Below are 9902 nucleotides of genomic sequence, written 5' to 3'. Positions count from 1 at the left end.
GAACAACCTCAGCAACCAAACGATTCGAGAACTTCACCACGGCAATCGACACCCTTCAATAATCAGGTGTTGCGATCACCGCATGATTCGAAGCGCTCAGAACAACCACGACTGCGAGTCAGTTGGGGGCGAGAGTTCACTGACCGTTAAGGCGCTGCTGTGGCCCCGGTCCTATGAGCTGTCAGGGGTGTCTGTTCTACTGGAACCATGACTATTTTGACTGATACTCCAGTTGCTGGCATCGATGACCAGCCAATGAACAACAACAAACTGATGATTGCCTTGGACGTGGACGGCACGCTCGTGGATCACGATGGCCACATGTCGCCGGCTGTCCGGGAGGCCGCGCAGGCCGTCGTAGCCAACGGCCACGACGTCATGATTGCCACCGGGCGTTCACTCAATGCGACCCTCCCGATCATCGAGCAGATCGGCCTGGAACGCGGCTATGCGGTGTGCTGCAACGGCGGCGTTACCCTACGCCTGGACCCGTCGCTGGATGAAGGCTACGAAATCATCCACAAGGCCACCTTCGATCCCGCCCCTGCCCTCAAAGCACTTCGGGAGCGGCTGCCCAATGCCAAGTACGCACTGGAGGACGAGGCGGGCAACTTCCTCTCCACCGAGCGTTTCCAGGACGCCAGCTTCGGTGTCGAATCGATCGGCGTGGACTTCCAGACCATGTTGGATTCCGTGGCTGTGCGCGTGGTGGTGTTCAGCAGCGAGAACACCTCCGAAGAATTCAACGCAGCCATCCACCACATTGGACTCTCCGGCGTGACCTACTCGGTGGGCTGGACGGCCTGGCTGGACATCGCGGCCGAGGGCGTCACCAAGGCCAGCGCTTTGGAAGCCCTGCGCCTGCAGCTTGGCACTGATCCTGACAACACACTCGCTATCGGCGACGGCCGCAATGACATCGAGATGCTCACCTGGGCCGGCCGCGGGGTCGCCATGGGCCAAGCACCGGAGGAAGTACTGGCAGTGGCCGATGAGGTCACCGCGTCAGTGCTCGACGACGGCGCCGCCTTGGTCCTGCGCGACCTTCTGTAGGTGCGGCGCGGCTTGGTCCGCTGCCGCGCGGGGGCGCTTCCGCGCCGAGGCCTCCTAGACTGGCGCTGTGCTGTATCAGGAGTGCCCGGCGCCGCCCGGGCTGAGGCCCTTTGCCACTCAGTTGTGGTTCGTCCAAACTGTTCCGAGGGCCAGGTACGAGAAGATCCTGCCGGGTCCATCCGCCCACTTGATCCTGAACCTGTCCAATCCGTACCGGCTCATCACGCCCTCCGGGGATGGGAATGGGTATACGGCGACGGAGGTCTCCACTGGTTTCTACTCCGGGCTCCAGCGGAGCTACCTGGTCAGCGAGAACCCGGACCGGATCTTCAACGTAGGCGCGCGGCTGACTCCGTTTGGCCTGTCAGCGTTCACCAGCCGGCCGCCGTCGGAATTCCAGGGCAAAGTGGTGGACGCCCAAGGCGTCCTGCCCGGGCTGGCCGACCTCCGGCCACGCTTGCTGCAGGCGGATCCGCAGGAGGCGTTCGCGGTGCTGGGCGGGTTCCTGGAACGGTCGCTGCGCCCGGAACGTAGGTTGGATCCACGTACCGCCAGGGCCGTGGAGACGCTGGCCAGGGAGGACGTGGAGATCGGACGCCTCGCTGCCGGCCTCAACATCAGCACGTCCACGCTGGAACGCATCATGATGCGTGATTGTGGGTTCACGGCAAAGGCCTACTCGGACGTCTGCAGGTTCTTCCGGTTCGTCAACGCTGCCGCAGCCATGCCTGAAGGGTCGGTCCCCGGACGGGATCTCCTGGCCTTGGCCGATTACTATGACCAGCCGCACCTTATCCGTGCGTTCCGGAGATTCAGCGGATTCACACCCACCGAATATCTGCGCGTGGTGCAGAGTTACGGTGCCGAGTACGCCACGTTCGTGCCCTTGGAGCAGGTTTCCAGCCTGGCGTAGTGGATGCGGCATTTGTACAAGACCCGCCCGCCGGTTGCGTCGTAGGGTCCTCTCAGTATCCGCAGATGAAAGGACTCACATGACCATCAATTGGCTCGGCGTCCTGTTGGCCGCACTGGCGACGTTCGTGGTGGGCGGGCTTTGGTATTCGTTGCTGTTCGCGAAACCGTGGCAGAAGGCAGCGGGCGTGAGCGATGAGCAGTTGAAGTCCGGAACAGCCCGCGTGTTCCTGGGTTCGTTTGTCCTTGCCGTCGTGATGGCCGTTTTCCTGGCGGCGTTCATCGGGCGTGCCGGCGCGGGCTTCGGCACGCTGGCCGGCTTGGCTGCAGGCGTGGGGTGGGTAGCGACCGCCCTCGGGGTGAACTACCTGTTCGAGCGTCGGAGTCCGGTGTTGTTCGCCATCAACGGCAGCTACAACGTGGTGACATTTACCGCGATGGGGGCCATCCTGGGGGCGATGCAGGCCTAGCCGGCCCACCCTCGGGCACTGCCGTTGCGCGGGGTTTGCTTGAAGTGTGTTTCGATGGGGCCGCCGCCTGCCCTGTCGACTATTGCCTGCGCTACGTCCCGCAGCTTGACGTTTCGGTTGCTGGAGGCGCGCTTGATGAGCTCTACGGCCTCTGCCTGGCTGCAACGGTTCTGGGCAATGATGATCCCCGTGGCGATATCGATGACCGTCCGGGAGGCCATGGCGGCCTTGAGGTCCGTGGCGGTTTGGCTGTGTTGGGCCAGGAGGATGGCCAGGCGCAAACCCTTGGAGGCCTGGAGTGCGTAGTCGGTGGCCCTTTGCACTGCGGCTTGGTTGAACCCCTGGGAGTTTTCTGAGTAAAGGTTCAGCCCGGCCTTGGTGGATTGGTCCAGGAGTGGGAAGGGGAGCGCCAGGATCGACCCTATGCCTTGCTCCCTGGCTGCGTCGGTGTACTCAGGCCAGGTGTTGTCCTTTGACAGATCGGGGATGTGGACCTGGACCCCATCCCGGGCAGCTGTGAGGCACGGACCCTCGGCGAATTGGTACTGGAGTTCGTCCAGCTGCAGCGCACGTTCGCTGCTGCTGGCGACCGTGGCCGCAGTCCGGCGACGCAACAGGGTGACCCCGCAGTGGACTGCAGTGTTGTTCACGCTGAACATGGCTGCGGAATGCCGTGCCAGCTCGGTAAGGAACGCCTCCACATCCGGATTGTCCAGCAGAAGATCTTGGATCTCTGCGGCGACGGGCTGGGTTTCAGCGGTTTGCTGTCGATCCATGACTACCTCCGATCACGGGGTTCGGGGCTGCTCTCCGGGCTTGGCCCCCAGGAACCACCCTATCCAATAGTAAGTATCCTTGGCTTAATATGATAAGTATGCTTGGCTTTTAATCAGAGTCTTGCCATGGGCTCCCCCGCCCGGTCCAAGGATTTGAAGCCCATGCGACAAGCCCGACCACCTCATGCATCCGTCCGTGCACACTCTGCGGAAAGCACCATTCGGCGAAGCTTTTGCGATGGACTGGTGCTGGATCACCTCAACCTCGCGAAATCCATTGCTGCCAGGTATTCCGCCCACGCCCGCGACATCGACGACGTCCGCCAGGTCGCCTACATGGGCCTCATCAAGGCTGCCCGCGGCTACGACGAAGCCAAAGGCTTCAGCTTTCCCGCCTACGCTGCGCCAACCATCGCAGGGGAGGTCAAAAGGTACCTTCGCGACCATTGCTGGGTGGTCCGTCCGCCACGGCCCATCCAGGATCTGCGGCGGCAAGTCCTGGCACGCAGCGAAGAAATGACGCAGGTCCTGCAGCGCACGCCGACACCGGAGGAGGTGGCAGAGGACCTGCGCATGGAGCCGTGCCTGGTGCGGGAATCCCTCATGGCTGGAACCAGCAAGAGGCCTGACTCCTTGGATGCGCCCGCTGCCGAAGGACGGGACGGGCTGCAGGGAACGCTCTCAAGCATCGGTTGCCCCACCGACAAACTCGACGATGTCCTGGCGCTTCGGAATGCCATCAGGACGCTGAGCGCCGAGGACCGCCACCTCCTGTACAGGCGCTACTACCGCGAGGAGACCCAATCCACCATCGCTGAGGCACTGGGGATGTCCCAGATGCAGGTCTCGCGAAAGCTCTCCAAGGTCCTGGTGGCTCTGCAGGCGCAACTGCTGGACGGAGGCCCAGCCTGGCTTGAGGACGGAACAGCACCGTGAAACCGGACCAAAGCGCCTCCACGCTTCAGCACTTGAGCCCCTCCGCGGAGACCACCGCCGCGGAACCCGTGCTGGACCCCAACGCGCTCGCATGGATCCTCAAAGCCAAGCGCCATTTGCCGCTGCCGCTCGCGGTGCTGCGCGCCGTCGTCGATGTTTCCTGGCGTATGCGCATCCAGGTGACCGATGCGGGCTGGGTGGACATGGCCGCGGGAGCTCCCATCATGGACACGGGCAGGGCGCGGAGCCTGCTCGGCTGGATGCCGCACAAGTCCTCGCTGGAGGCCTTGACTGAAATCCTGGAAGGGCTGGGCGCCGGCCACGGGAGGGAAGCCTCGCCACCGCTGACGCCGCGCTGAACACGCGGCTATTCGGAGGACAAAACAGTGATCATCCGCCGCAGGCTCATGGCCACGGACGCGGCGGCGTTCACCGAGGCCTGACCGGCCGCCGCCTCGTTGATGGCGTCGCCCAGGGCTTGCACCCGGTCCCGTGCGTCCGTGAGCTGGTCCTCGAGTTCCCGGGCCTGGTCGTTGCGCCATTTATCGATCACGGCCGCCACGGATTCCAGCGCCTCGGCCAGATGGCTGAGGACGCCCTCCGGCAGCACCGTGTCCGCGCCCTCCTCCCAGATCACGCTGGCCAGCACGTCCGTGATGTCCTGGACATGGAAGGTCAGCCTTTCCACCGTCCGGAGTCCTGCGAGGTCGTCGGGAAGGCGACGGGCACGACGGCGGGACCTGGGATTCGCTTTGGTGCTTAGTTCCGCTTCGAGCACCGCAGTCCGGACGGCTGAGGTGGTAGCAGAGAGTTCACCGCTGCGGCTTGCCCAGGCTTCGTGGTCCGGGGGCCAGGATTCCTCCATGGCGCGTGCCATGTCCGTGAGCTGCCGAGACAGGGCACTCCGGTGTCCGGCAAGTGCGGGGTCGATTCCTTCGAGGTGGAGCGGCGGGAACACCATCCAATTCACGGCGAAGCCAACGGCTACGCCCATGGCCATCTGGAGGACATACCCGAAGGAGAAGCTCTCGGCATTCGAATCCCCAAGGACCAGGACGAACAGGGCAGCCATGGGGATCCACTCGGATGCAGACCCGAGCCTCGGGAGACCACCGATGAGCACGCCCAGGCCCACCACGAGTGCCACCGAGAAGGCCGTGGGGGCGGCGAACGTGGTGATGGCGAACGCCATGCCGATGCCCAGGGCCAATCCCAGCAGGCTCTGGAGGCCGTGCTTGGCGCTCGCGGCCACGGTTGGATGCATGCTGACGAGCGCCCCGAGCGGGGCGTAGTACGGGTAGGCGGCTGCCGGTCCGGGCATGAGCGGCGCCACGTACCAGGCGAGTCCGGCCGCCAAGGCAGTCTTGGCGGCGAACAGCAGACGGTGGCGGGTAACGGTCTTTCGAAGCGCGGAGATCAGCCGCTGCCTGCGGGGCATGTGGCTCATGGCACCAAGGTAGGCAGGTGAAACCATGCCTGTCGAGGGGGAGTTCCCGTGCTGGAAATTCCGCGAAACTGGTGCGATTGAATCCGCAATTCGGGGGTACACACCCATTGATAGTAACGATACTTACTATCCCGGCTGCTGTCCGCAGCCTGCCAACTGTGGAAAGAGAGCGACAATGACTGAGAGCCAATCGCCGCAGGACGGAAGCTTCGCGGCGCCACGGAATGGGGTCCCCGCAGGGACCGAACCATACTCCGGAAGCTACCTGGATTCGACGGCTGACTATGCTGCTGGTACCTCCGCGGCCACAAGCACGGACCAGCAGGGCCAGGATCCGTACGACGCCGCCGGAGCAGGACACAGGGCCGCGTCCGGCAAGGGGACGCCCAGCACGGAGGATGTCAAGCACGAGGCCGCGGATGTGGCTGACACTGCCCGCGCGGCAGCTGGGGATGTGGTTGATACCGCCAAGGACGAGGCCGCCAACGTGGCCCATGAGGTCAAGCTGAACGCCCGCCAGTTGCTGAACCAGACCAAAGGCGAGCTGACTGAACAGGCGGCAACCCAACAGCAGCGCGTCGCGGAAGGACTTCGGTCCATCTCGGACGAACTGTCCACCATGGCCAACGCCTCCACCGACGGCGGGGTAGCCACGGACCTGGTCCACCAGGCAGCCGAGCGCTCGTCCTCCGTTGCCCACTGGCTGGAGAATCGCGATCCGGGATCCCTCCTGGACGAGGTCAAGAGCTTTGCCCGCCGCAAGCCCGGCGCCTTCCTCCTGCTCGCCGCAGGTGCCGGCGTACTTGCCGGACGCTTGGGCCGCGGCATGGCAGGCAATGCTTCGGCGGATGGTTCCAGCACGGGTGCGGGAACTTCGCCACGCGCGGAGTACTACCCCAGTTCCGGTGGCGCCGTGCCGCCGCCCGCCGTCGACCTTCCCGGGCCGGACGCAACCACTGCCAGCTACACCACCAGGCCAAGCGCCGGATATGGCACCGAACAACCGTCGGCGTATGGGACACCCCCGGCAGGTGGAGTCACGGCGGCTGGCGGTGCTGCGGGAGCGGCGGCTTACGGCACGGGAACCATCGGTGACGACGCCGGCACGGCTGGCTACGACCCGGCCGCGGGTACGGCTGGCTACAACCCCGAGGGTTACGACGCCGGAACAACCGGCGGGTTCGAAGGCTCCACGGCTGCCTACCCGGAGACGGACGGTGGGACCAAGGCGCAGGGCGACCCGCTCGCAGACCCCCTGGATGACCCGGACAGCCCGGAATACGGAGGTCCCCGATGAGCAGTCCCGCCGATTTGCCTCCAACACAGGCGCACATCAAAGCGGAATCCCAGCCTTTGGGCGAGCTGCTCAGTGACCTGACGCGCGATGTCTCCACGTTGATGCGCCAGGAAGTGGAGCTGGCAAAGGCCGAGGTCAAGGAATCGGCCACGAAGGCCGGAAAGGGCGCCGGCATGCTTGGCGGTGCCGCTTGGGCAGGCCACTTGGCGGTCGTTTTCCTGTCGCTCGCCCTGTGGTGGGCCCTCGGTCAACTGGTTGGCCTTGGCTGGTCTGCCGTCATTGTGGCCGTCATCTGGGGCATTGTCGCGGCAGTGCTCGCCAGCATGGGACGCAAGGAACTCAAGACCATCAAGGGCATGCCGCGTACAGCCGAGACAGTCAAGGAAATTCCTCCAACCTTTAAACCGAACACCGAGGAGACACGATGACGCAGAACCCGGACGCCCTGCGCGCCGATATCGAAGCAACCCGCCGGCGGCTCAGCACCAATGTTGATGCCGTCGCGGACAAGGTCACTCCTTCGCACATCGTTCATCGCCGGGTGGACCGCATCAAGAATGCGGTCTTCGGAGCCAGCGACGACGTGCAGAATGCTGCCGGCAACGCTGCCCACCAGGCGCATGACGCTGCCGCCGATGTCGCTTCCAGTATCGGCGAGACTCCGCAGCTGATCACGCGCAAGACCCAGGGCAGCCCCGTTGCCGCAGGGTTGATCGCCTTCGGTGCCGGCCTGCTGGTTTCGGCCCTGATCCCGCCATCGGAGAAGGAACGCGAAGCGGCCCAGGCAGTGAAGGAGGCTGCACAGCCGTTGACGGAAGAGCTGAGCCACGCCGCCAAGGAAATGGCCGAGCACCTTAAGGATCCAGCCACCCAGGCAGTCCAGAACGTGAAGGAAACCGCGACTGACGCTGCCACGCACGTGAAGGACGAAGGCCAGGCGGCTGCCGCCGATGTCCAGGACCGCGCCGCCACGGCAAAGGACAACCTGGGCAACCAGTAGCCTGTCCGCCCACCCAACTGAGTCGCATTAGTGCGCGTTTTGAGGGCTCAGAACGCGCACAACTGCGACTCAGTTGGGTGGCTAACGGACGTCCAGGATCAGTTGCAGTAACCGTGCGGCCGCGGGACGGGCGGCGTGTTCTTCCACCCACTGGGCCCGGGCCAATGCCTTGCTGACAGCCTGCGTGGTGATCCCCAGTTCCTGGGCCACCGTTTTCTGCTGGCCACGGACACCCGGCGTGAGCAGGTCCAGCACGCGCCACTCCGCGGCGCTCCTGTGCTGCACAATGTGCCCCAGGAGACGCAGCACCGCTTCCGCCTCGGCCGCCTGGGCCGCGAACGGCCCGTCCACAGCCACCGGCACGCGCTCCTTGCTGTTGCGCAGCCGGTCGACGGCCCGCCGCGCGTACACCAGGCCGTGCCCCGAGGCATCCTTCACCAGGTTCGGCAGGGGTTCGTTGATGGGACCCACACCGATCCCTACGTACCAGTGCCCGCTGCGGAGCGCGATCAACGCCGACTCAACAGCATGGTGGCCCGAGTCGACGATGCCTTGGACCTCGTCCTCAACCGAGCGGTCAAAGTCGAGCCGGGCGGGGATGTGCCGGAGGTCCTTCAGGAGCTTGGGCACCAAATCTCCGTCGCGGCGGCTGTCGCGTTGGTTGATGGTCAGCGTGAACATAGTGGATCACATGCTACCGGCTGGTAGCGGCTCTGCAAGGGCTTGATTCCGTATTACTCAGTCCAGTGCCGTGCGTCCGGAAAGCACGACGGCGGGCAGCGCACCGTCCGTCCTACGGGACGCAGCGGGTATTCCTGCCTCTGACATGGCCCCGCGGATGGAGTGGACCAACGGCGCCGGGTCCTCGTCACTGGAAAAAACCCAGAACGAGTCCTGTGCCTTAAATACCACTGCGTTACGCCCGCCTGCACCCAGGGAGAGTTTGCGGGAAGCCAGCAAGCGCCGGTCCGGATCAGTGCCGTCGGAGGTGGTGACGGCCTTGAGGGATTCGGGTGCCACGTCCTCCCATCGAAGGACCACCGTAGTGTGCCGCTGCGAGTACTTGGCCGCCAGACCACGCTCGAACACCAGGAGCTTCCGGAAGCTGCCCAGGAACGTCATGGCCCACAACACCAGGCCGGTGAGGATGCTCGTCAGCACGAACAGGACGGGATCGTTAAAGTGGCCTGCCTCGCGGGTGGAGCGGATGGGACTGATGAACTCGCCGATGGTCCCGAAGACGAACCCCACCACCAAGCACCACGGCAGCACTTTCCAGAAGATGCGCCGGGACAAGGCCACAAACCGGAGCCCGCCCAGTTCGTTACCCAGGCGGGTTTCAGCGCGTCGGACCAGCCAGTTACGGCCGCGCATCCGGGCGCTGGCCGTAGAGGTTGGGAAGATCCTCCCGCTCCGCGGCAGAAGCCTGGGCGACCGCCGGAGCTTTCGGGTCCGGGATGGGCTGCCGGCCCAGGGCCAGGCCGGAGCGGCGGTCCACGGCGGCAAATTTGGGGTCCCACGTTTCCCCGGAACCGCCGCTGAACGCAGCAGCGATCACCATGACCACGAAGAACGGAAAGAAGGACCAGCAGATGGCGCGCCAGCCGCCCAACCAGGCTCCCGCCGTCGTGCCGTCCTTGATCCGCACGGAGCGCAAGCCCGCGGCTGCGTCCCCAACGCTCCCTACGGCTCCCCAGATCATGCCGTACACGAGCAATCCGACGAACCAGAGGATCACGTAGAGCGCCAGCCAAAAACCGTCGTTGAAGGCCAGGAGCGAGCCGCTGTTCATCATGGCGTTGCGGGCCACCGCAGCGATGACGGCCAGGACGCTGTAGCCCGCCAGGAATACCAGGGCATCCAGCACCCGGCCCCAGAAGTGCGCGCTTCCGGACGCCTTGACGTAGTAGGCGCCTGTCTCGGTGTGGCGCCGGACGGGCCTTCCATTGGCGGCATCCACCAGTCCGGTGGCGGTTTCAGGCTTTGGCTTGCTCATGTGGGGCTTTCAGTT

At 64.8% G+C, this 9902-nt stretch carries 13 protein-coding genes; 8 read left to right on the top strand and 5 right to left on the bottom strand.

Annotation, left to right across the window (positions count from 1 at the left end; genetic code table 11):
• Positions 1-207 precede the first annotated feature (207 nt).
• The 3 genes from ACIPY3_RS22430 (at position 208) to ACIPY3_RS22420 (ending at position 2435) form a co-directional block, all read left to right on the top strand.
• Complete coding sequence (locus ACIPY3_RS22430) at positions 208-1053, top strand: HAD family hydrolase (protein ID WP_397325994.1); 846 nt, start codon at positions 208-210, stop codon at positions 1051-1053.
• A gap of 67 nt (positions 1054-1120) precedes the next feature.
• Positions 1121-1966, top strand: a complete 846-nt coding sequence (locus tag ACIPY3_RS22425; protein WP_400337599.1) for a helix-turn-helix domain-containing protein — start codon at positions 1121-1123, stop codon at positions 1964-1966.
• Between the two features lie 79 nt (positions 1967-2045).
• The gene (locus ACIPY3_RS22420) at positions 2046-2435 is read left to right on the top strand and encodes a DUF1761 domain-containing protein (RefSeq protein ID WP_397325996.1); all 390 of its coding nucleotides are present in this window, start codon (positions 2046-2048) and stop codon (positions 2433-2435) included.
• On the opposite strand, the gene ACIPY3_RS22415 is transcribed toward ACIPY3_RS22420, so the two are convergent.
• Positions 2432-3211 (bottom strand): ANTAR domain-containing protein, encoded by a 780-nt coding sequence (locus ACIPY3_RS22415; protein WP_400337596.1) that lies wholly within the window; start codon positions 3209-3211, stop codon positions 2432-2434. The two genes, ACIPY3_RS22420 and ACIPY3_RS22415, sit on opposite strands and share 4 nt — an antisense overlap.
• 246 nt (positions 3212-3457) lie before the next feature.
• Here ACIPY3_RS22415 and ACIPY3_RS22410 point away from each other — a divergent pair, with 246 nt between their 5' ends.
• Both ACIPY3_RS22410 and ACIPY3_RS22405 read left to right on the top strand, forming a co-directional pair.
• Entirely contained in the window at positions 3458-4147 is a 690-nt protein-coding gene (locus ACIPY3_RS22410) for a sigma-70 family RNA polymerase sigma factor (protein WP_400337594.1), read from the top strand.
• Positions 4144-4506: a hypothetical protein gene (locus tag ACIPY3_RS22405; protein ID WP_400337591.1), complete on the top strand. Its 363-nt coding sequence runs from the start codon at positions 4144-4146 to the stop codon at positions 4504-4506. Before ACIPY3_RS22410 ends, ACIPY3_RS22405 begins: the two co-directional genes overlap by 4 nt.
• 8 nt (positions 4507-4514) lie before the next feature.
• Here ACIPY3_RS22405 and ACIPY3_RS22400 read toward each other — a convergent pair whose 3' ends face one another.
• Positions 4515-5594 (bottom strand): aromatic acid exporter family protein, encoded by a 1080-nt coding sequence (locus ACIPY3_RS22400; protein ID WP_400337589.1) that lies wholly within the window; start codon positions 5592-5594, stop codon positions 4515-4517.
• Between the two features lie 175 nt (positions 5595-5769).
• Between ACIPY3_RS22400 and ACIPY3_RS22395 the strand changes: the two genes are divergently transcribed.
• From ACIPY3_RS22395 to ACIPY3_RS22385, 3 genes are read left to right on the top strand one after another with little or no spacing between them, the layout of a single operon-like run.
• A complete protein-coding gene (locus tag ACIPY3_RS22395) occupies positions 5770-6891 on the top strand; it encodes a hypothetical protein (RefSeq protein WP_400337587.1) in 1122 nt (373 codons plus the stop codon).
• The gene (locus ACIPY3_RS22390) at positions 6888-7319 is read left to right on the top strand and encodes a phage holin family protein (protein WP_400337585.1); all 432 of its coding nucleotides are present in this window, start codon (positions 6888-6890) and stop codon (positions 7317-7319) included. Before ACIPY3_RS22395 ends, ACIPY3_RS22390 begins: the two co-directional genes overlap by 4 nt.
• Positions 7316-7891 carry a DUF3618 domain-containing protein gene (locus tag ACIPY3_RS22385; protein WP_400337583.1) on the top strand — a complete coding sequence of 192 codons (576 nt, stop codon included), beginning with the start codon at positions 7316-7318 and terminating at the stop codon, positions 7889-7891. Before ACIPY3_RS22390 ends, ACIPY3_RS22385 begins: the two co-directional genes overlap by 4 nt.
• Positions 7892-7972: 81 nt before the next feature.
• On the opposite strand, the gene ACIPY3_RS22380 is transcribed toward ACIPY3_RS22385, so the two are convergent.
• Genes ACIPY3_RS22380 through ACIPY3_RS22370 form a run of 3 tightly spaced genes read right to left on the bottom strand, consistent with a single transcriptional unit; the run spans position 7973 to position 9887 of the window.
• Positions 7973-8572 carry a hypothetical protein gene (locus tag ACIPY3_RS22380; protein WP_400337581.1) on the bottom strand — a complete coding sequence of 200 codons (600 nt, stop codon included), beginning with the start codon at positions 8570-8572 and terminating at the stop codon, positions 7973-7975.
• Between the two features lie 57 nt (positions 8573-8629).
• A complete protein-coding gene (locus ACIPY3_RS22375) occupies positions 8630-9265 on the bottom strand; it encodes a hypothetical protein (RefSeq protein WP_400337580.1) in 636 nt (211 codons plus the stop codon).
• A complete protein-coding gene (locus tag ACIPY3_RS22370) occupies positions 9252-9887 on the bottom strand; it encodes a hypothetical protein (RefSeq protein WP_400337578.1) in 636 nt (211 codons plus the stop codon). The genes ACIPY3_RS22375 and ACIPY3_RS22370 overlap by 14 nt, the downstream gene beginning before the upstream one ends.
• Positions 9888-9902 lie beyond the last annotated feature (15 nt).

The organism is Paenarthrobacter sp. NPDC089714, from assembly GCF_044748905.1.
Classification (GTDB): domain Bacteria; phylum Actinomycetota; class Actinomycetes; order Actinomycetales; family Micrococcaceae; genus Arthrobacter.
The sequence above is the reverse complement of the archived record's forward strand: the minus strand, read 5'-3'. Positions and strand labels throughout refer to the sequence as shown.

Coding starts and splice junctions, on each gene's coding strand:
- ACIPY3_RS22430 (WP_397325994.1), top strand. CDS start 208: ATGACTATTTTGACTGATACTCCAGTTGCTGGCATCGATGACCAGCCA.
- ACIPY3_RS22375 (WP_400337580.1), bottom strand. CDS start 9,265: ATGCGCGGCCGTAACTGGCTGGTCCGACGCGCTGAAACCCGCCTGGGT.
- ACIPY3_RS22395 (WP_400337587.1), top strand. CDS start 5,770: ATGACTGAGAGCCAATCGCCGCAGGACGGAAGCTTCGCGGCGCCACGG.
- ACIPY3_RS22370 (WP_400337578.1), bottom strand. CDS start 9,887: ATGAGCAAGCCAAAGCCTGAAACCGCCACCGGACTGGTGGATGCCGCC.
- ACIPY3_RS22420 (WP_397325996.1), top strand. CDS start 2,046: ATGACCATCAATTGGCTCGGCGTCCTGTTGGCCGCACTGGCGACGTTC.
- ACIPY3_RS22415 (WP_400337596.1), bottom strand. CDS start 3,211: ATGGATCGACAGCAAACCGCTGAAACCCAGCCCGTCGCCGCAGAGATC.
- ACIPY3_RS22380 (WP_400337581.1), bottom strand. CDS start 8,572: ATGTTCACGCTGACCATCAACCAACGCGACAGCCGCCGCGACGGAGAT.
- ACIPY3_RS22385 (WP_400337583.1), top strand. CDS start 7,316: ATGACGCAGAACCCGGACGCCCTGCGCGCCGATATCGAAGCAACCCGC.
- ACIPY3_RS22400 (WP_400337589.1), bottom strand. CDS start 5,594: ATGAGCCACATGCCCCGCAGGCAGCGGCTGATCTCCGCGCTTCGAAAG.
- ACIPY3_RS22390 (WP_400337585.1), top strand. CDS start 6,888: ATGAGCAGTCCCGCCGATTTGCCTCCAACACAGGCGCACATCAAAGCG.